Source organism: Streptodolium elevatio, assembly GCF_040649515.1.
GTDB lineage: Bacteria > Actinomycetota > Actinomycetes > Streptomycetales > Streptomycetaceae > Yinghuangia > Yinghuangia elevatio.
Map to the genome: position 1 here is coordinate 163108 of NZ_JBEZFP010000001.1, position 20015 is coordinate 183122.

The following is a 20015-nucleotide window of genomic DNA, read 5'->3' on the forward strand; positions in this document are numbered from 1 at the left end:
TGCGCCAGTACGTGCGTGCCAGTACGTGCGTGCTCAGTCGTCGGTGTCCCACCACCACGGGTCGTCGACCGGGCCGCGGTTGACCAGGAACGCCTGGCGGCGCAGGAACCGGCGGATCGACGCCGCCCCCATGCGCGACGCGCCGAGGCCGGAGAAGCCGAACGACTGCTTCTCGCCTTCGTGGACGAACGCCGTCAGGCCCGCGTCGTTGATGCTGACCGCGCCGGAACGCAGGCGGCGGGCGACGGCAAGGGCAGATTCCTCGTCGGCGGCGAACACGGCGGCGGACAGGCCGTACTGCGAGTCGTCGGCCAGCCGGACCGCGTCGTCCGCGTCGTGGAACGGCATCAGCGGTATGACCGGCCCGAACGTCTCCTCGGTCATCACGCGCATCCCATGGTGCACGGCGGTGAGCACAGTCGGCCGACACCACAGACCGCCGCCCAACTCCTCGACCTCACCGCCGGTCAACGCGACCGCGCCCTGGGCGTACGCGTCGTCGAGATGCGCGCGGACCACCTCCGCCTGCGCGGGGTCGATGATCGGGCCGAGTTGGCCGCTGTCCAGGTCCGGCCACGCGAGGCCCACCTTGGCCGCGCGGTCGGACAGCAGGCCGGTGAACTCGTCGAAGACCTTGCGGTGCACGTAGACGCGTTCGATCGACAGGCACGACTGCCCGGTGTTCGCGGTCGCGCCCCACAGGACCGCCGAGGCCGCCCGGGCGAGGTCGGCACCCTGCATGACGATCGCCGGGTCCTTGCCGCCGAGTTCGAGGTAGGCGGGGATGAACGCGCGGGCGGCCTGCTCCGCGACCGCACGGCCGGTCGGCACCGATCCGGTGAAGCACACCGCGTCGACCCGGTCGACCAGGGCCGCGCCCACCTCGGGGCCGCCCTCGACCAGGCCGACGACGGCGGCGAGTTCCGGGACGGCGTCGAGAGTGCGCCGCAGCGGCCCGAGGAACCGCGGGGTGACCTCGCTGGGCTTGACGACCGCCGCGCAGCCCGCGGCCAGCGCGGGGAGCAGGTCGATCGTGCCGAGCAGGAGCGGGAAGTTCCACGGGCTGATGACGCCGACGAGGGGGTACGGGCGGGCGCCGGAACGTACCGCGATCCAGGGGAGGGAGGTCGTCGTGTCGCCGTCGCCGACGACGCTGCCCGTGCCCCGGCCCGTGCCGATGCCGGTGCCGATGGGCGAGTCGTGGTCGGTGATCGCGGCGGTCCAGCGGGCGATGCCGCTCAGCAGGACCTGGACCTCCATGACGGACTCGGTGCGGCGTCCGGTGTCGTGCAGCAACGCGGCCACCATGTCGTCCTGCCGTGCCGCGATTTCGCGGGACCAGCGGCGGAGCGCGTCGGCACGGCCGGCGGGGCCCAATGCCTCCCATGCGGGCTGGGCGGCCCGCAGGCGGGCGACTTCGGCGTCCAGGCCCTCGGGGGTGGGCGGGCACAGTGCGCGCTCGTCCTGGCCCGTACGCGGGTTCCGTACGCGCAACTCCGCGTCGCGGGCGAACCCGGCGGCGGAACCGCGGGCGGCGCTGCCCTTGGGACTGTTGGCCGGGCTGCCGGTCATGTGATCACTCCCGCCTTCACAAGGCGTTCCAGCGTCTCGGCCTGCCGACGCGCGAACCACGCGCGGTCCGGAGGCGTGCCCTCCGCGAGGCCGTTGGGCCGCTCGCCCTCGGCGCGCGCGAATTCCTCCGCCCACAGGCCCGGTTTGCCGCGGGCCAGCAGGTTGCCCATGCCCGGCCGTCGGCGGGCCCGCCGCAGTGCCGCGAGGTCGAGTTCGGCGTTGGCCACCATGCTCTCGCCGGGACCGGCCTCGGCGAGCACGATTCCGTTGAAGTCGACGATCTGCGACATCGCGTCGGTGGACGCGCCGGGGATCGCGGTGCCGGTGATCCCCGCGGTGTTCGCCGAGACGACGTACGCGAGGTTCTCCGACGCTCGCGCGAGCCGTGCGACGGCCTTGGCGGTCGGCCGCGGGCTGCCGGCCTCCGAGGTGCTGTGGCACAGGACTTCCGCCCCGCGCAGGACGAGTGCGCGGGTGAGTTCCGGGTAGAGGATCTCCTCGGACGCGATCGCGGCCAGGTTGCCCAGCTCGGTGCGGGCCACCGGCAGGACGGCGTCGATGCCGTGGACGTCGAGGTAGCGGTCCCACACGTCGTACGGCGTGGGCGCGAACATCGAGTGCAGGCGGCGGTAGCGCAACACGACGTCGCCGGACGGCGCAATGAGGAAGCACGCCTGGAAGTAGAGGCCGGGGAAGTGCGGATCGGTCTCGTACGCGTTGCCGGCCAGGTGCACGCGGAGGTCGCGCGCGATCGCGCCCAATGCCTCGTACTCCGGGCCGTCCGGGTCGAGTGCGGCCTTGGCGGCCCAGGCGGGGACGGCGTCGCCCATGGGGAAGCCGGTGAACAGGTACTCGGGTAATACGACGAGGCGTACGTCGGGGCCTATGAACGCGACGCTTGCCGCCGTCTCGGCGCGTACCCGCGCGATGCCCCGGGAGATCGCCGCGCGCGCCTCGTCGGGGGCCAGCGCGTTGACCGCGTCGCAGCGCGATTGCAGTGCCAGGGCCCGGTAGTGCGGACCACCCGGCACGCCGCCGGTGTCGTCGTCGCCGGTGTCGCGGCGGATGTCGCCGCCGTGCGTCTCCATCGCGCCCCCGGGAACCTCTGGATTTACGGAACACCGTTTCGCAAGCCGGAATCTACCAGCGGCAACTGCCCCTGTACACGAGACCGTTCCCCGCCACGCGGGGCAACATCCGGGGCGGTGACGATTCCTGACGATCAGTGACGTGATCGATATCACGCATGACATCCATCAGAAGACGAATGACTCTCCCAAGGATGTGGAAACCGACCGAACATGAGCGAGAACGGTCCAGCGCGTGGCGGACCCGGCCCCGAGGGGTCGGACGGGCCGCCGTCGCGTGACGCGCACGGCACTCCGAACGGTCACGACGCGCTGGAGTGGCGCGAGCGGGACCACGAGCGTGCGCGCCTTCTCCTGGAGCGGGCCGGCGACATAGCGCGCCGGATCGAGCGCGTCTGCGGCAACGCCGCCGACCGCCCGCTGCCCGCGGGAGGACACAAGGGCCGCTGAACCGCTCCCCGTTCCCCCTCCGCCGGGACGCCCCGGACGCAGGACGGCAAGGACGCTGGGACGGCAGGAAGCCGGCCGACAGGAAGCTGGGTCGGCAGGACAGCAGGACAGCCCGAAGGGCCCCGCACCGGAAGTCGGTGCGGGGCCCTTCGGTTTGCCTCGGTTCGCCGCCAGGTCGCAGCGACACGCGTCACGCATCTCCCGTGACCGGCAACTGGTGACCGGACTACCGGTCGCGATGCCGGTCGGCCCGGAGCCCGCCGAATCCGGGCCGGTCCAGGTCGGCGGTCAGCGCAGGGCGAGCTTCTGGCCCGGGAAGATCAGGTCCGGGTTGGCGCCCACGACGGTCTGGTTCTTGGTGTACAGCGCCTGCCAGCCGCCCGCGACGTCGTGGGCCGCGGCGATCTGGCTCAGGGTGTCACCGGACTGCACGAGGTACTCACCGGCCGCCGGCGCCGCGGACGGCTTCGCGGGGGCCTGGACCGGCACGCTCTGCGGCGCGACCGTGGTCGGCTTGGTCGCCGGCTTGGTCGGGGTCGACGGCTTGGTCGGCGTCTTGGTCGGCGTCTTGGTCGACGGCTTGCTCGGCGCCTGCTGCGTCGAGGGCTTCGTCGGCGTCTTCGGCGCGGTCTTGGTCGTCGGCTTGGTGTTGGACGTGCCGGAGAGGTCCGGGCTGCCACCACCCTTGGTCAGACCGGCCTTCTTGCTGCACACCGGCCATGCACCCGGGCCCTGCCCCGCGAGAACCTTCTCGGCGATGCGGATCTGCTCGGCCTTGGACGCCTGATGCGCCATGCCGGAGCCGCCGTACGCGCGCCAGGTGCTCGCCGAGAACTGCAGGCCACCGTAGTAGCCGTTGCCCGTGTTGATGGACCAGTTGCCACCACTCTCACACTGGGCGACCTTGTCCCACGTGCTGACACTCGCGGCCGAGGCGGAACCGGCGGTCGCGACGCCCACGAGGGGGGCGGCGACCACGGCACCGGCGACGACGGCGGTGCGCATGCGGCGCTGGGTGCGTCCCATGCCGCGGTGGGTGTTGTCGCTACGGAAAGCGTGACGGAGAGACATACATTCCTCTCGGAATTCCCGTGGGGCGATACGACGGCCGCGGTCCGAAGACCGCTGCCGCACCGGGGGTGCCGGCGCGTCCCCACCTTGCGGCGAGCACGTTCCGGCAATCGCTGGTTCCGCGTCCCTCCCAGGCGCGGATCCCGGCGTCAACGAGCGAGCCGGGAACCCACAGGGTGCGATTTGCACATGGCCGAGACCATAAGCAGGTTATCGGGTCGTAATCAACCTCCTCCGATGTTTATGCAGGTCAGCCCGCGTTTTTCCGAAGCAGTCGGCAGCGTGTTTTTACGTGCCACGAGTTTGCGCAAGTGAAACCTGGGGCACGATTCGTCCGATTTGCGGGTGGGACATCGACAGCGCGCAGTGCATCACTCACCCTGCGCAATGGTATGACTGTATGTGTTCGTTCGGACACGCCGACAGAGTGCCGCACGCGGCCCGGCGAACGACGCTAAAGTCCGTTTATGTCCGTGTTGTGATTGCCGCGTGACCGACATCACACATTGCTGCCGCTTGTTGTTCTCACAAAGAGGCACTAATGATTCCGCGCGCCCGCGCACTACCGTCCTGGGCTGCGCAGATTCATCAGACGAATGCAGGAACGCGGGCTTCCGCAATCCCGCGCGAAGGATTCCGTACGCCCCTCGGAATCTGTGACTCACGACACTTTCCGAGGAATGGCCGATCTTCGCGGCGGCGACGTCTCCCCTATATAGGGACGATCACCCGGTCTTCTTCGCGGCGCCCCGCGCAGGGGCCTTGGACGCCGACTTCGCCGTCTTCCGGCCCGACGAGCCGGCCGTCGACTTCGCCGCCGACTTCGCGGTCGACTTGGCCGTCGAGCTGCCGCTGCCCTTGGCCGTCGACTTGGCGGCCGTCTTCTTCGCCGAACCCGACCCCGAACCCCCGGACGTGGACGTGCTCGCCTTCGCACCGGAGGACCGCGACGACGCCGTCTTGGCGGCGGCTCGCTTCGACACCGTCTTCTTCGCGTCCGCGTCCTTCGCACTCGGCTTCGAACTCGGCTCCGAGCGCGGCGCCTTGCGCGACCCCTGCGCCGCCTCGACGCTCTGCCGCAGCGCCGCCATCAGGTCGATGACCTTGCCGCCGCCGCGGTCCTCGGCCGACTCCGGCTCCGCCGACGGCTCGGCGCCCTCCAACTTCGCGGTCACCAACTCCTCGACCGCCGCCTGGTATTCGTCGTGGAACTCCTCGAGGTCCGCACTGCCCAAGGCGCCGATGAGGGTGTCCGCCATGTCGAGTTCGGCGTCCGTGACCCGGACCCGCTCGGTGGGGGCGACGCCCTCGGTGGAGTTGACCTCGTCCGGCCAGTAGAGCTGGTGCAGCACGAGCACGTCGTCCTGTACGCGTACCAGGGCCAGGGTCTCGTGCCCGCGCATGGCCAGCTTCGCCACCGCCGCCTTCTCGGAGCGGCGCAGGGCCTCGCGCATGAGGACGTACGGCTTGGCCCCGGACGTGTCCGGCGACAGGTAATAGGGCTTTCCGAGGCGCAGCGGGTCGACGTCGTCCGCGGCCAGGAACCCGTGGACCTCGATGGTCCGGGCGGTCGGCAGCGGCAGCTCGGACAGGTCGTCGTCGGTCACCACCGCGACCCGCCCGTCCGACGCCGTGTAGCCGCGCACGATGTCGCCCTGGCTCAGCTCCTCGCCGTCCAGCTCGCACACCTTGCGGTACCGGACGCGGCCCTGGTCGGACTGGTGCATCTGGTGGAACTTCACAGAGTGCTCGCTGCCGATGGCCGAGACGACTTTGACGGGGATGCTCACCAGCCCGAAGCTGATCGCCCCTTTCCAGATGGCACGCACGGCTGCTCCGTTCCTCGGTCCCGGGAGTAGCCTTGATTATCCCATTTGTCGTCTTTGTCGCGCTGCCCGGCGGAGGTCACCGTGCCCATCACCCTGGTCGAGGGCCGCCGCCTCAGCCTGTCGAACCTCGACAAGGTCCTGTATCCGGAGACCGGCACCACCAAGGGCGAACTGGTGCACTACTACACCTCCGTCGCCTCGGCGCTGCTGCCGCACCTGCGTGATCGGCCGGTCTCCTTCGTCCGCTACCCGGACGGGCCCGGCGGCCAGATCTTCGTCACCAAGCACCTGCCGCCCGGTACACCCACCTGGGTGCACACCACGGAGACGCCCAGCAAGTCCAAGGAGTCGATCCGCCAGGTCGTCGTCCAGGACCTGCCGACCCTCGTGTGGGCGGCCAACCTGGTCGCCGAGCTGCACACCCCCCAGTGGCGCGAGGACGAGCCCGGGATGGCCGACCGCCTCGTCGTCGACCTCGACCCGGGGGCGCCCGCCGACATCCTGGCCTGCCGCGACGCGGCGCTGCTGCTGCGCGAGCGGCTCGCGGCGGACGGGCTGACCGCGTACGCGAAGACCTCCGGCTCCAAGGGGCTGCATCTGCTGGTGCCCATCACGCCGACGCCGTCCGCGCAGGTGACCGCGTACGCCAAGGGCCTGGCCCAGGAGCTCGCCGACGCGCACCCGGGGCTGGTCGTCACGACGATGGCGAAGAAGGAGCGTCCGGGCCATGTGTTCGTCGACTTCTCGCAGAACGCGGCCGCCAAGACGACTGCTTCCCCTTATACAGTGCGCGCCCGGCCGACGCCGACCGTTTCGGCGCCGGTCACCTGGGAGGAGTTGAAGGCCGCCGGGGACGCCGCCGAACTCTCCTTCACCATCGACGACATGCCCGCCCGCATGGACGAACACGGCGACCTGCTGGCGCCGTTGCTCAACCCGCGGAGGGCGGGGAACATCCCGGGGCCGGGGGCTGCGGGGGCATCGGGGGCTTCGGGGGCTTCGGGGGCGTCTGACGAGCGTGGGCGGGCGGGGGTGGCGAGGCGTACGCCCGCACGAGCTGCGTCCGATGGGGGTTCCGGGGGTTCTTCCGGCGCGGCGAGCCCCTCGCGCGCCGCAGGTTCGTCGGTCTCTCCGGCCTCCACTCGTCCGCTCGACCCCCCGCTTCAGGTGATGCGCCCCAAGGCGGTCCGCGAGGTCCCGGCCGAGGACGCGCTGCCGGGCGGCACGCAGTACTCCATCAAGCTGGACGGCTGGCGGGCCCTCGCGTTCGCGCGCGGCGACGCACCGGCCGTCCTCCAGTCCCGCTCCGGTCGCGACCTGGCACCCGACTTCCCGGGCATCGCGGCGGCGGTCGCCGGTCTGCCCGAAGGCGTGGTGCTGGACGGCGAGTTGTGCGCGTGGCACGAGGGGCGGTTCGCGTTCGGGCAGCTCGTACGCTCGGCGCGGGCCCGGGCGCGCGACGCCGTACAGGTCTCGTACGTCGCCTTCGACCTCCTCGCGGTGCCGGAACGCGACGTACGGGCCCTGCCGTTGTGCGAGCGCTGGGACCTCCTGCACACGCTGCTCGCCGAGGCCGAGCCGCCGCTGCAGATCGTGATGGCCACCAACGACCGTGCGGAGGCGCTGAGTTGGCGGGAGGTGCTGGCGCCGACCGGGGTGGAGGGGCTGGTCGCCAAGGGGCTGGACACCGCGTACCGTCCGCAACTCCGGCGCGGCTGGCTCAAGATCCGCGACGCGGACACCGTCGACGCCACCGTCATCGGCCTCACCGGGACCCCGCGCCGCCCGCGGGCACTTCTCACGCGCCTCACCGACGGCACCGAGGCCCTCACCTCACCGCAACTCGACGCCCGCCAGGCCACCGAGGTCGCGGCAGCCGCCGCGCACCGCACGCACGAGGCCGTCGACCACCCCGAACACGGACGCATCCACCCCACCGACCCGCTCCCAGCCGAGGTGCTCCGCGACCCGGGTCGTACCCCGTACGTCCGCTTCATCCGTCTCCGCGGAGACTGACCGAGCACCTGGTGGATGTCTCCCAGTGCTCCCAACTCCACTAATGGGAGAGTGCCCAGGCGGGCGACCGCCTGGGCACTCTTTCTCTTCTGCGCGCTGTTTACCGGTACGCGCTGTTCCGATTTCGTTGAAATCAGCCGCCGTGTTCCCAGCCGGTCGCCAGGTGGGCCCAGGATTCGTTCTTGTAGATACCGACGTCCGCGACGAGCTTCACCGCCCGGTTCTTTCCGTAGCGGTAGACGGGGCCGGCGTAGTAGCTGAAGTTCCCGTAGTTCGTGGTCCACGTGGAGCCCTCGCTGATCAGCTTGATGCCGGTCCAGGTCGGGTGCCCGTAGAAGTTGTTGCGGTCCGCGATGTTCTGCTTGAACGTGTAGGCGCAGTTGTTGCCGTTGGCCGGGTTGTACGCGAGCACGGCCTGCCCGAGCTGGAAGACGGTCCCGCTCACGGACCGGTACGAGACCGGGTACGTGTCCACCCACTTGTAACCGCTGCCGCAGATGGCCGTGACGCTGTTCGACGGCGCCGCATGCGCGGTGCCCGCACCCATGACCCCAATTCCGGCGGTCATCGCAACAATGGTGCCGGCGGTCAGCGTACGCCGAAGTGCCGAGTTCATTTCATTCCTCGTCTCTGCGGAGTCCGGGGACGTACGGACGAATTCGACTCCGCCGGCGCAACAGTAAGCGGGCCCGAAAAAACCGGTCAATGATCGCCGAATGATCACCATGGAAATGGTCGATTAACTTCCGATCAACAACAGATGCGTTCGCGCGTTCCGGACAATGACAGTTTCCGCGCTCCGGAATGACGCACCGTGATCACGAGCGGGCGCTCTCGTATGCTCGTTCCATGCAGCTGGGTGACTGGGCCTACCGCCTCGCCGAGGACACGCTCGCCGAACCACTGCCGCGCCGCTGGGCACACTCCCAAGGCGTCGCCCGACGCGCCGAATTGCTCGGACCCGTCCTCGGCAAGGACGCCGAACTCCTGTACGCAGCAGCCGTATTGCACGACATCGGCTACGCACCCGCACTGATCGCGACCGGCTTCCACCCCTTGGACGGCGCCCGGTACCTACGCGACATCGCACACGCCGACACCCGCGTGACCCGCCTCGTCGCGCACCACTCCTGCGCCCTCGTAGAGGCCGAAGAGCGGGGACTCGCACGGGACTTGGCCGACGAGTTCGAGATCGAGGAGCTGTCCCTCGTCGACGCGCTCATCTACTGCGACATGACCACCACACCGGACGGCGAACCCACCACAGCCGACGCGCGCATAGCGGAGATCCTGAGCCGCTACGGCAACGACAGCATCGTCGGCCGCTTCATCCACCGCGCCCACCCCGACCTCCAAGCCGCCACAGCCCGCACCCACCACCGCCTCTCCCCCTGACCGAACACGCGCCCCCAACAGCCGAAAAACGCAGCCCCCCCGCCCCACACAACTTCGCCCCCACGCCCTCTTGCGTAATCACTCGGGGACACGCTGTCATCAGATGGACCCGCGCCAAACCACCGAGGGAGTGCCATGCGTCTTCGCTTCGTCGGCACCACATCCAAGGACGGCGACTGCCCGACCCTGTACGAGACCGACACCGGGGACTTCGTCGTCCAGGGTGAGCGGCTCACCGACCCGGAAGCCTTGGAGCAGCTGCGGGATGTCAAGGACAGCGAGACGTTCGTCGTCGTCCCCCGCGAACTGCTCGCACGTTTCGCACCCAAGGAGTGACGTGCCCGAACTGATCACCGGGCCGGGCATCACCGAGTTCTTTCGCCACGGCTTCGAACACACGGCGTGGCGCCTGGAGTCCAGGCGCGCGTACGGCGTGGCGTCCGAGACGGAAGCGCTCCAGGCATTCATGCGCGGCGAGGACGTGTCGGATCCCGGACGGCCCTGGCTGGGCATGGTCCGTGAGCAGGTGAAGCAGGGGAAACGAATCGAACGTGTACGCGTCGTCGACGAGCCGCCCACCGACTACCAGCGGTTCCTGCTGGCCGATGTCGAGGACAGCATTGCCGCAGGCGAGGACATCCGGTTCCTTTGGCGCAGCGACGCCGAGACGGCCGGCCTTCCGTCACGGGACTTCTGGGTGTTCGACTCCCGACTGCTCGGCCGCTTCCATTTCGACGGCGACCGGTCGCTCGGAATGGAGCTGTTCGACGGTGAGTCCGCGGTCCTCGCGGCGTGCCAAATTCGTGATGCGGCATGGCACTTCGCAGCCCCGTACACGCTGTTTCAGTCCCAGGTAGCGTCACGCATGTGAGCACCGACCACCAACATGCGCGCGCATCGCTCGGTGCGCGGCTGCGGGAGCTGCGCACCGACGCGGGTCTGACCGGCCGGGAGGTCGCCCGCCGTCTGGACTGGCCGCCTTCGAAGGTGTCGAAGCTGGAGACCGGCAGGCAGACTCCGAGCACTGGCGACCTGGAAGCTTGGGCCCGCATCGTGGAGAGGCCCGACGCCGCTCACGAACTGTGCGCCCTACTGCGCAGTTTCGAGACCCGGTACCGCACGTGGAAGCGACAGCTCGCCACCGGCCACCGGGCGCGCCAGGAGGCCGGTGTCATCGAGATGCAGCGCACCCGCACGCTCCGTGGGTTCGAGAGCGGCATCATTCCCGGCATCTTCCAGACCGCGGACTACGCACGGAATGTCCTGACCCGCTACGCCGAGCTGCGCGGCACTCCGCGCGACATCGAGCCTGCCGTCAACGCGCGCATGAAACGCCAAGAGGCGTTGTACGCACCCGGGCGCCGGATCCATGCCTTGCTCTGGGAAGGCGCGTTGCGCGTCCTGGTGTGCCCGCCCGACGTCCTCGCGGGACAACTCGACCGGCTGAGCGGTGTCCTGGGCCTGAGCAACGTCTCGCTCGGCGTCATCCCGTTCGAGGCGCCTCTGGGCGTGGCGCCGGGCGACGGCTTCTGGATCTACGACCACCGGCTCGTGATCTCCGAGACCTGGCACGCCGAGATGTGGCTCGACGACCACGACAGCATCACGTTGTTCACCACCATCTGGGACTCGCTCAGCTCGGCCGCGGTCCACGGGCAGAAGGCGCAACGTCTCATCGCACGAGCGCACGCCGCTCTGCGTACCGGCTGAGCAACGCCGAGACTTCTTCGACGAGCTTCGAGAAATCCCGAGAAGCACCCGCGTTCGCCACAGTCACACGCTCCTACCGTCGACTGATGGCGAGCGACACCACACCCGGACGGCAAACGTGCGTCGGCCCGAGCGGCGATCCTGAGCGGCCCGTCGCGGTCCGGCTCCTCGCGGGCGGCGCCCCCGAACACCTCAGCCGCGAGGACGCGTGGCGACTTTGGCATCAGCTGCAAGCCGAGCTCGTCCGCACATTGCCGTATCCGCCGCCGTACCCGCCCACCCGATAAGTCGGCGCCGACCCACCGCGCGCCAACGAGGGCAAGGCGATACCCATGTTCATGACCCGGTTCCGCTTCTGGGACTACGGCGGCGTGATCGTCGAGATCCCCGTCGACGAACCCGACGACACCGTTCCACCCACCCACTTCAAGGACGTCCCGGCGCATTGGCCCCGATCAACCGTCCGAAGATCACCCACCCCGGCCGCCGACCGGCACCCCGCACAACCTCCCGGCTAGGACCAGGATGCGAGGGCGCCAACTGCTCGGTCTGAAGCGGCTGTTTGTGCCGTACGCGATCCGCCCGACCCATGTCGGGCAGCTGCGGGGCGGGGGGTGCGGGAATGAGTCGACCCCTGCCTGTTGTGCCAGGTCAGGGGTCGGCTCTGGTTCTGCTGTGCGGAGGGCGTGGGATTCGAACCCACGAACTGGGTCACCCCAGTTAGCGGTTTTCAAGACCGCCGCCATCGGCCGCTAGGCGAGCCCTCCAGGCCCGCGGTCCTTGGGGGTTGCGGGCCTGGACAGTCTCTCATGGGCGGGCGATGCGATCACCGGGGATTCGGGGTCGGCGCGTCAGCCGGACTGGTCGCCTTCGCGCTGGCCGAGGGTGACCTCGGTGGTGGCCTCCTTGCCGTCGCGCTGGTAGGTGAGCTTGACCTTTTCGCCCGGCTTGTGGCTCCAGATCTCGCTGAAGAGTTCCTCGTAGCTGGTCACCGGGTGGTCGTCGAGCTTGGTGATGACGTCGCCGGCCTTGAGGCCGGCCTTGTCGGCGGGGCCGCCGGGGGTGACCGGGGCCTGGCCCTGGACGGTGTTGGGGCGGATGCGGGCGCCGACGCCGGTGTACTCGGGGTCGGGGATGACGCCGACCTGGGCGTACACCGGCTTGCCGGTCTGGATCAGGGTGTCGGCGACCCACTTGGCCTGGTTGATCGGGATGGCGAAGCCCAGGCCGATGCTGCCGGCCTGCTGGCCGCCGAACGGGTCGGAGCCGCTGCCGGCCGAGCGGATGGCGGAGTTCACGCCGATGACGCGGCCCTGCGCGTCGAGGAGGGGGCCGCCGGAGTTGCCGGGGTTTATCGACGCGTCGGTCTGCAGCGCGTTCATGTACGAGGTCTGCTGCTGGTCGCCGGAGGCCACCGGGCGGTTCTTGGCGCTGACGATGCCGGTGGTGACGGTGCCGTCCAGGCCGTACGGCGAGCCGATGGCCAGGACCGCGTCGCCCACCGCGACGTTGGCGCTGTCGCCGAGCGGGAGCGGCTTGAGGTTCTGGACGCCGTCGACCTTCACGACCGCCAGGTCGTAGCCCTCCGCGCGGCCGACGATCTTGCCCGGCACGGTCGTTCCGTCGGAGAACGTCACGGTGAGCTCGCCGCCGTCGGCGGCGAGGGAGACGACGTGGTTGTTGGTGAGGATGTGGCCCTGGTCGTCCATGACGAACCCGGCGCCGGTGCCCTCCTGGGCGGTGCGGCCGGTGCCGCTCTTGGTCTTGATGGTCACGGTGCCGGGGAGTGCCTTGGCCGCTATCCCGGCGACCGACTCGGGCGCGCGGTTGAGCGAGGCCGGGTCGACCGGGCCGTTGGTGGAATTGACGCTGGACGACGCCTTGTTGTCGTCGCGGTCGGCCACCCAGGCGCCGATGCCGCCGCCGATGCCGCCCGCGAGGAGTGCGGTGAGGACGGCGGTGGCCACCAGCGGGTTCGGCCGGCGTCGGCGCCGGGCCGGGACAGGTGCGCCGAAGCCCGGGTAGCCGGGGTACGGCGCCGCGGGGAAGCCATACGGCGGGGTGCCGGGCGGGGCTCCCGGGGGCGCGGTCGCGGCGCCGACCGCGGTGTCACCCATACCGGCGGCCGCCCCCTCGTGGGGCGCGGGCATGCCGAACGCGGCGGCGGCGACGGATTCGGCCCCGGCCTGAGGTGCGGCCTGGTGTGCCGGTGCCTCCGGCTGCGCGGCGGGAGTGTCCTGGGGCAGGCCCACCGGGGCCTTCGAGGGCTCCGGGCCGGCCGCCGCGGCGCCCGATGCGGCGGCGGGGAAGGCCGGGGGCTCGGACGGCTCGGCAGGCTGCCGGGCGGACGGCTCCGCGGCGGAGGCGGACGGCTCGGGCGCGCCCGCCGGCGCGGCGGGGTCGGGCCCCTGCTCCACCGGGTCCGGGCGATGTGCCTCGCCCGGGGGTACGCCAGGGTTCTCGCCCGGGAATTCGCGATCGCTCATGCGGCCACCTCGCCACGTTCGGCGCCGCGTCCGCGAAGCCCGCCCCCCACATTGGTTCGCACGGTGAGCTCGCTCACGCGGCACCTCCACTCATCGGAAACTCGGCACGACCAGGGTTGCCGATGACCTGTCGGAACACGGTTAACACGTAGGCCGGATCGGTGCGGGACTCTTTATCCCGGGATTATCCGGCAGTGCGCGCGAGCGTGCCCGGCGACGCGTCCGAACGGACACGCCGCCGCGGGGCGAATGCGGGCGGACCGGCCTGAACACCCCTCGTACCAGCCCCGTCGGGGCCGCGGTCCGCGGCTGGGCCGATCAGCCGAACACCCCGATCAACCGAACACCGATCAACCGAGGAACCGATCAGTCGAAGAGCTGCTGCATGAAGCTCTTGCGGCCGTGGCGCCCGTGTCCGTAGTAGCCGCCGTGGCCGCCGCGGCGGTGGCCGTAGTAGCCCTGCTGGTGGCCACGCCGGCCGTGGCCGTAGTACGCGTGCCCGCCCTGCCCGTGCGGCGCCGCCGCCGGGTAGGGGGCCGGCACCGGGGCGACGTACCCGGGGGCGGCGGGCGGCGGCGGGGCCTGCTGCGGGTAGCCCTGCTGGGGGTACGGCTGCTGCGGGTACTGCTGCTGGGTCCAGCTCTTCTCGGCGTTCATGATGTGCTCCAGCTCGCCGTGGTCGAGGAAGATCCCCCGGCACTGGGTGCACTGGTCGACCGTCACACCGGCACGCTGGTAGGTCTGCATCATTCCGCGGCAGCGCGGACAGGTCAGGTTAGTCATGTCCGCAAACGTACTCGCGGATCGCCGCTGTGGTACCCCACCTCTGGGAGGAGATCGCGGCTGCGCGTACTCTGCCCTGCAAACCAATCGCGGGAGCTCGGACGAACCGGGCTGAGAGGGCGGCTGGAAGCGACGCTTCCCGGGCCGCCGACCGCTCGAACCTGACCGGGTAATGCCGGCGTAGGGAGAAGAGGAGAGCCATGTCGGCTCCTGCCGCCACCGAACCGCGTCCGAATTCGGGTGGTATATCCGGCCCGCCGGAAGCACCGCTCGTCCTCGACACGGACCCGCCGAAGCCCCTCGGCTTCCGCGACCAGTTCTCCTTCTGGGCCAACCTCGGCGTCAGCCTCATCGGCTTCAGCGGCGCCGCGGCGTTCCTCCAGCCGTACGGCTACCCGCAGTTGTCGCTGATCGCCGCCTCCCTGGCCATCGCGATCGGCACTGTCGTCGGCACCGCGATGGTCGCCGTGTCCGGCCTGCCCGGCGCGGCGACCGGCGCGCCGGCGATGGCGCTGCTGCGCGGGCTGTTCGGGACGAAGCTGTCGTACCTGCCCACCGGCATGAACATCGTGCAGTGCGTCGGCTGGGGCGTGTTCGAACTGACCGTCATCGCGATGGGCATCGAGAAACTGACCGACGGCAAGGGCCCGCACTGGCTGTACGTCGTGATCGCCGGCGTCGTCACCACCGCGATGTCGCTGCGCCCCCTCGGCATGCTGCGCATCCTGCGCCGCTACGTCACCATCGCCGTCGGCGTCGCGATGCTCTACTTCACCGTGCAACTGGTGCGCGCGGGCGTACCCGACCTCACCGAGGGCTCTTGGAAGGGCTTCCTCCCCGTCGTCGACGCGTCGGTGGCGCTCGCGGTCTCGTGGGTCCCGCTCGCGTCCGACTACACGCGCCATTCGCGCGACGGGAAGACCGCGTTCTGGGGCGCGCTCGGCGGCTACTCGACCACCGGCATCTGGTGCAGCCTCCTCGGCATCCTCGCGCTCGCGCAGACGAAGCCCGACCAGGACGTGTTCGACACCCTGCTCGGCATCTCCGCGGGTTGGCTGTTCTTCGCCGTGCTGGTGGTCCGCGAGGTCGACCAGAGCTTCGCCAACGTGTACTCGACGGCCATGTCGATCCAGAACCTCGTGCCGCGCCTCGACCGGCGCTTCATCTGCGTTGCGGTCGGCGCGCTCGTCACCGGGTTCGCGATGCTCATCGACGACTTCTCGAAGTACGAGAGCTTCCTCTACCTGATCGGCTCCGTCTTCGTGCCGCTCCTCGGCGTCACGGCCGTCGACTGGTTCCTCGGCCGCGGGCGCACCGCGTGGAACCTCGGCCAGGACGCCCCCGCGCGCTGGGCGATGCTCGTGCCGTGGGTGCTCGGTTTCGCGGTGTACCAGCTGATCAACCCGGGATCGATCGGTTGGTGGGCGCGTTTCTGGACAGATGTCCAGGACACCCTGAACGTGCACCCGCAGAGTTGGACTTCGGCCACGCTGTTCGCCTTCGCCGCGTCGGCGCTGGGCACGCTTGCCCTGGTCCGGCTGGACAGGGCCCGGACAGCGGGCCGCAAGACCCGCTGACCGGATGGCCGAAAAGGTGACCACCACGCGTCGACGGGTGGTCACCTGCTGTTGGGGACGAAGTGGCACGATGGCGAGGTGACCGCTCATTCCGCGGCGACCGTGCACGTGGTCGCGCACCGTGGCTCGTCCGAGGACGTACCCGAACACACGCTCGCCGCCTATGTGAAGGCGATCGACGACGGCGCCGACGCCCTGGAGTGCGACGTACGCCTCACCGCCGACGGCCACCTGGTCTGCGTGCACGACCGCCGCGTCAACCGCACCTCCAACGGACGCGGCCTCGTCTCGACGCTCGAGCTCGCGGACCTGTCGACGCTCGACTTCGGCTCGTGGAAGGCCGGCGGCCTGCACGGCAACGACCCCGAGGCCCCGGAGTGGGACCGCAAGTCGGTCCTGACCCTGGACCGGCTGCTGCAACTGGTCGTCGACGCCGACCGCCCGGTGCAGCTGGCCATCGAGACCAAGCACCCCACGCGGTACGCCGGTCTCGTCGAGCGCCGCCTCGTCGAACTCCTGGAGCGCTTCGGCCTCGCCCGGCCGCCGGACGACGGCCCCTCGCCGGTCCGCGTCATGAGCTTCAGCCAGATGTCGCTGCGGCGCATGCGCTACCTGGCCCCGCGCCTGCCCGCGGTGTTCCTGATGGAGCGCGTGCCGCTGCGCTTCCGGGACGGCACGCTGCCCAAGGGCGTGCGCATCGCGGGCCCCAGCATCGAGATCGTGCGCGCCCACCCGCGTTTCGTGGCCCGCCTGCACCGGGCCGGTCACCGCGTCCACGTCTGGACCGTCGACCGGCCCGAGGACGTGGAGCTCTGCCTGCGCCTCGGCGTCGACGCGATCATCACCAACCGGCCCGGCAGCGTCATCGCGCAGGTGACCGGCGGCTGAGCCGCCGACCCGGGGGCGCAAAAGCCGCTTCGCGCGCCAACTGACCTTCCGGGCACGGGAATCCGTACCAGAGTGTGTCGGGTGGCGGCGCGGATCGCGGCCTGCCCGGTGGTGGCATCGGTAACAACTCCTCATCAGGACCGGCCACCCCCTCAGCTTCCTCCGCCCATAGGGGGTAGAAATGGGGGCGTACGCCGGTGCCCGGCGCCGACACCCACGGCGCGGGGGCGGGGCCCGGCGTGGCGGGGGGACCGTCCCGGATCGCGCGGGCGGATGACGAGACTGTTTCCGATCGACGCACACCGGGCATCCCATGCCCGACGTGTGGGTGAGAAGGAGGTCCGGGGGTGGCAATGGTCGTGGCCCGTGGGGTGCCCGATTCAGAGGCTGTACTCGTCCCGCACGCCTCCGTCGGCGTCGGTGCCGCCCGGCACCGTCTGATCGCCGACCTCACCGATCGCGGACTGCCCGCAGTTCTCGTCGACGACGCCGCTCTGGTGCTGTCCGAACTGCTGAGCAACGCGCTCAAGCACGCGCACGCCCTGCCGTCCGGCAGTGTGCGGGCCGCGTGGGCGGTGCGTCCGGACGATCTGCTGGCCATCGAGGTGACGGACGGCGGCGGCCCGACCCGCCCGCGACAGGCGAGCCCGTCGCTGACCGCGCGCGGCGGACGCGGCCTGTCGATCATCGACGCGCTGGCGGCGGACTGGGGGGTGCGCGGCTCGGTCGACGAGGTCACCGTGTGGGCCCTCCTGCCGACCTGCCGCGAAGAGGCCGAGGAACCGGCGGAGAACTGGGAGTTCGACTTCGACGCCGCCGAGCCGCTGTAACGCGCGGCGGATCCCGCCGGTGCCCGCGCGGTGCCGGGGGTGAGGCGCCCGACGTCGCGGAATGGGCTATATGCCGGGAGCGGACTACGCTCGGCGGTCGTCAATCGTCTATCACGCGATCCGCGACCGGGAGAGATCTCAGCATGGGCAAGAAGGCCGCGCGGAAGGGCCAGCACAGCACGAAGACGACCACCGCCACGGACACGGTTCCGGTGGTCGGCGGGCGTGAACCCTGTCCTTGCGGCTCGGGCCGCCGCTACAAGGCGTGCCACGGTCGGGAGGCGGCCACCGCCGCCGAGACCCTGGTGCACCGGCCCTTCGAGGGACTGGCCGACGAGTGCGACTGGGTCGCGCTGCGGGAGCTGGTTCCGGCCGCGACGGCGCAGCTGAAGCTGGCCGCCGGGGTCGACGACGCGGACCGCTCGGTCACGCTCGCGACCGTCCTGCCGATGGCGTGGCCGGCGCTGCGCCGCGACAACGGCTCGGTGCTCATCGGCCTCCAGACGCACACCAGTTCCGGCGACGTCAGCCGCGACCTGGCCGACGCCCTGGAGCGCGCGCTGGCCGCCGAGGACGGTACGCCGGTCACTCCCGGCCCGCTGCCGGGCCCCGGGCCGCGCCTGCAGGACCTGCTCGACGTCTCGGCGCCGCTCGCGGTGACCGTGCACGAGGGCTTCGACTTCTGGGTCGAGGACGCCGAGGCCGCCACCGGCGACGTCGCGGCCTCGCTGGAGCGCGCGAACGCGGCGGCGACGCCGACCGCGCGCCTCACGTCGGTGGACGCGGCGTACTGGTGCAGCATGCGTGAGAAGAATCACCTGCGCTGGGTCATGCCGCACCCGGAGGAGGAGCTGCTCGACGCGATCGCCCGGCTGCACGCCGCCGAGTCGTCGTCGCTCGGCGAGGGCACCCGCTTCGTCGGGTCCTTCCGCGCGCACGGCCTGCTGGTCCCGGTCTGGGATCTGCCGGGCGGGATGACCGCCGACGACGTCGAGAAGCCCGCCGCGGACTTCGGCGTACGTTTGGCCGAATCCCTCGCAGACACAACGCCTCTGACTACTCGTCAGCGCAGCGCGCGGAACGGCCTCCTGAACCGCCAGATCACCCTGAACTGATGCCCCGCGGCCGCCGCGTGGACCACGCCGAGTGGTCCGCGCGGCGGCTTCCTTGATACCGGCAACTGTCGGCAAGAAGCGGGCTGGGAACCGGCGATCTGCGGGCCGTCAAGTCGGGATTCCCCGTGAAGGGAGCCCCGCCACACATTGGACTAGGTCCAATTACGCCCCGGACTTGGGTACTGGGAAGTTGCCTGTTACCTTTGATCCAGCCCGGCCGCTGATGCATCCCCCGTCTTCAGCGGCCGGGCCCTTTTCTTGTTCGGGTACCGGCCCGCTCCGCACCCGATCGGCCCCTCGCAAACGCCAGGTTCCGGCCGTACGGACGACCCCCGAACGGCCGGATCTCGCCGTCGCCGGACGCCCCGTCGGCGGAGCGCAGCCACGCAACCCGAGCCACCCGCACAACCGACCGAGCGGCGCGTCGAAACGTCACCCCGGGCGCGCCGCCGAACGGGTCGGGTGGGCGGGTCGGGCGGGTCGGGGTACGCGGGTCGAGCGCGGCCGGGTCAGCCGGCGGCGGACGCCGTACCCGCGCGCAGCACCTTGTCCGCGCCGTCCTCGGTGGCCACCTCGGCGATCGCCGACCACTCCGCGAGCGCGCTGTCGGTGCGCAGGCGCGGCGTCTCGCACACGCCGTCACCGGACTTCGCCGCAATGGTGCAGCGCATCTCGACGGTGCCCTCGTCCGGGCGCAGCAGGCCGAGGACGAGGAGCAGCGGCTCGGCGGTCGGGTTGCGGTAGTAGACGCGCCCCCACACCTCCCCGCCCTCGCGCTCGACGCAGGTCTGTGCGCGGACGCCGCCGGCGACCTCGACGGCCTTGCCGCACAGCGCGTTGGACACCGGGGTCGAGGCGGCCGCGGCGGGCGCCGCGGGGGAAGTGGCGGACGACGCCTTCGCGGACGGTGCCGTGCTGGCGCCCAGGAGCTGCTTGACCGCCTCGACACCGTCGGGCGCACTCGGGTCGACGCCGTTGCCGAAGTCGTGGGCGCCGGACGGCCCGGGCCTGCCGGACGGGGTCGCCGTGCCGCCCGCGACCGGAGCCTTGCCGGGCGTCTTGCCGTGCGATCCGTCGGCGGAGGCCGCGGCGAGGGGGATGAGCAGGCAGAGCCCGACGGTCGTGCCGAGCGCCGCCGTGCGAACGCGTGCCGTACGTGCCCGCTGCATGGTGTCTCCTCGCACGAAGGCCGCGTCCGCGGTGCG

At 70.9% G+C, this 20015-nt stretch carries 19 protein-coding genes, 1 tRNA gene, 1 pseudogene and 1 riboswitch; of the genes and pseudogenes, 12 read left to right on the forward strand and 9 right to left on the reverse strand.

Features of this window, described 5'->3' with window-relative positions:
- Positions 1-33: 33 nt before the first annotated feature.
- Entirely contained in the window at positions 34-1572 is a 1539-nt protein-coding gene (locus tag AB0C36_RS00770) for an aldehyde dehydrogenase family protein (RefSeq protein ID WP_358347149.1), read from the reverse strand.
- Complete coding sequence (locus tag AB0C36_RS00775; RefSeq protein WP_358347152.1) at positions 1569-2660, reverse strand: nitrilase-related carbon-nitrogen hydrolase; 1092 nt, start codon at positions 2658-2660, stop codon at positions 1569-1571. The genes AB0C36_RS00770 and AB0C36_RS00775 overlap by 4 nt, the downstream gene beginning before the upstream one ends.
- 213 nt (positions 2661-2873) lie before the next feature.
- On the opposite strand from AB0C36_RS00775, the gene AB0C36_RS00780 reads away from it, so the two are divergent.
- Entirely contained in the window at positions 2874-3110 is a 237-nt protein-coding gene (locus tag AB0C36_RS00780; RefSeq protein WP_358347155.1) for a hypothetical protein, read from the forward strand.
- 288 nt (positions 3111-3398) lie between these two features.
- On the opposite strand, the gene AB0C36_RS00785 is transcribed toward AB0C36_RS00780, so the two are convergent.
- On the reverse strand, positions 3399-4136 hold the full coding sequence (locus AB0C36_RS00785) for a LysM peptidoglycan-binding domain-containing protein (RefSeq protein WP_358347157.1): 738 nt from the start codon (positions 4134-4136) through the stop codon (positions 3399-3401).
- A gap of 770 nt (positions 4137-4906) precedes the next feature.
- Positions 4907-6010: a non-homologous end joining protein Ku gene (gene ku / locus AB0C36_RS00790; protein WP_358347160.1), complete on the reverse strand. Its 1104-nt coding sequence runs from the start codon at positions 6008-6010 to the stop codon at positions 4907-4909.
- Between the two features lie 81 nt (positions 6011-6091).
- On the opposite strand from ku, the pseudogene ligD reads away from it, so the two are divergent.
- A pseudogene (ligD, locus tag AB0C36_RS00795) lies at positions 6092-6970 on the forward strand (non-homologous end-joining DNA ligase); the annotation flags it as partial.
- Between the two features lie 210 nt (positions 6971-7180).
- Positions 7181-8026 carry an ATP-dependent DNA ligase gene (locus AB0C36_RS00800; protein ID WP_358347311.1) on the forward strand — a complete coding sequence of 282 codons (846 nt, stop codon included), beginning with the start codon at positions 7181-7183 and terminating at the stop codon, positions 8024-8026.
- Between the two features lie 133 nt (positions 8027-8159).
- Here the strand turns inward: AB0C36_RS00800 and AB0C36_RS00805 are convergent, their stop codons facing one another.
- Positions 8160-8594: a hypothetical protein gene (locus AB0C36_RS00805; protein WP_358347163.1), complete on the reverse strand. Its 435-nt coding sequence runs from the start codon at positions 8592-8594 to the stop codon at positions 8160-8162.
- A 281-nt stretch (positions 8595-8875) separates the two neighbouring features.
- Here AB0C36_RS00805 and AB0C36_RS00810 point away from each other — a divergent pair, with 281 nt between their 5' ends.
- The 5 genes from AB0C36_RS00810 (at position 8876) to AB0C36_RS00830 (ending at position 11649) form a co-directional block, all read left to right on the forward strand.
- Positions 8876-9421, forward strand: a complete 546-nt coding sequence (locus AB0C36_RS00810) for an HD domain-containing protein (protein ID WP_358347165.1) — start codon at positions 8876-8878, stop codon at positions 9419-9421.
- Between the two features lie 135 nt (positions 9422-9556).
- The gene (locus AB0C36_RS00815; protein ID WP_358347167.1) at positions 9557-9757 is read left to right on the forward strand and encodes a hypothetical protein; all 201 of its coding nucleotides are present in this window, start codon (positions 9557-9559) and stop codon (positions 9755-9757) included.
- A 1-nt stretch (position 9758) separates the two neighbouring features.
- Positions 9759-10292, forward strand: coding sequence for a DUF6879 family protein (locus AB0C36_RS00820; RefSeq protein ID WP_358347170.1), 534 nt, complete (start codon positions 9759-9761; stop codon positions 10290-10292).
- The gene (locus tag AB0C36_RS00825) at positions 10289-11131 is read left to right on the forward strand and encodes a helix-turn-helix domain-containing protein (RefSeq protein ID WP_358347173.1); all 843 of its coding nucleotides are present in this window, start codon (positions 10289-10291) and stop codon (positions 11129-11131) included. Before AB0C36_RS00820 ends, AB0C36_RS00825 begins: the two co-directional genes overlap by 4 nt.
- Before the next feature lie 332 nt (positions 11132-11463).
- On the forward strand, positions 11464-11649 hold the full coding sequence (locus AB0C36_RS00830) for a hypothetical protein (RefSeq protein ID WP_358347176.1): 186 nt from the start codon (positions 11464-11466) through the stop codon (positions 11647-11649).
- Between the two features lie 160 nt (positions 11650-11809).
- Here AB0C36_RS00830 and AB0C36_RS00835 read toward each other — a convergent pair.
- From AB0C36_RS00835 to AB0C36_RS00845, 3 genes are all read right to left on the reverse strand, one after another.
- A tRNA-Ser gene (locus tag AB0C36_RS00835) sits at positions 11810-11898 on the reverse strand.
- An 84-nt stretch (positions 11899-11982) separates the two neighbouring features.
- Entirely contained in the window at positions 11983-13617 is a 1635-nt protein-coding gene (locus tag AB0C36_RS00840; protein ID WP_358347179.1) for a S1C family serine protease, read from the reverse strand.
- 366 nt (positions 13618-13983) lie between these two features.
- A complete protein-coding gene (locus AB0C36_RS00845; protein WP_435838951.1) occupies positions 13984-14400 on the reverse strand; it encodes a TFIIB-type zinc ribbon-containing protein in 417 nt (138 codons plus the stop codon).
- A 79-nt stretch (positions 14401-14479) separates the two neighbouring features.
- A riboswitch (TPP riboswitch) is annotated at positions 14480-14604 on the forward strand.
- Between AB0C36_RS00845 and AB0C36_RS00850 the strand changes: the two genes are divergently transcribed.
- From AB0C36_RS00850 to AB0C36_RS00865, 4 genes are all read left to right on the forward strand, one after another.
- The gene (locus AB0C36_RS00850; protein WP_358347182.1) at positions 14601-15977 is read left to right on the forward strand and encodes a purine-cytosine permease family protein; all 1377 of its coding nucleotides are present in this window, start codon (positions 14601-14603) and stop codon (positions 15975-15977) included. Its footprint overlaps the riboswitch before it by 4 nt.
- Before the next feature lie 78 nt (positions 15978-16055).
- A complete protein-coding gene (locus AB0C36_RS00855; protein ID WP_358347185.1) occupies positions 16056-16865 on the forward strand; it encodes a glycerophosphodiester phosphodiesterase in 810 nt (269 codons plus the stop codon).
- Between the two features lie 353 nt (positions 16866-17218).
- Positions 17219-17695 carry an ATP-binding protein gene (locus AB0C36_RS00860; RefSeq protein WP_358347315.1) on the forward strand — a complete coding sequence of 159 codons (477 nt, stop codon included), beginning with the start codon at positions 17219-17221 and terminating at the stop codon, positions 17693-17695.
- A 143-nt stretch (positions 17696-17838) separates the two neighbouring features.
- A complete protein-coding gene (locus AB0C36_RS00865) occupies positions 17839-18810 on the forward strand; it encodes a DUF5926 family protein (RefSeq protein WP_358347187.1) in 972 nt (323 codons plus the stop codon).
- A gap of 509 nt (positions 18811-19319) precedes the next feature.
- On the opposite strand, the gene AB0C36_RS00870 is transcribed toward AB0C36_RS00865, so the two are convergent.
- On the reverse strand, positions 19320-19979 hold the full coding sequence (locus tag AB0C36_RS00870; protein WP_358347190.1) for a hypothetical protein: 660 nt from the start codon (positions 19977-19979) through the stop codon (positions 19320-19322).
- Positions 19980-20015: the final 36 nt, after the last annotated feature.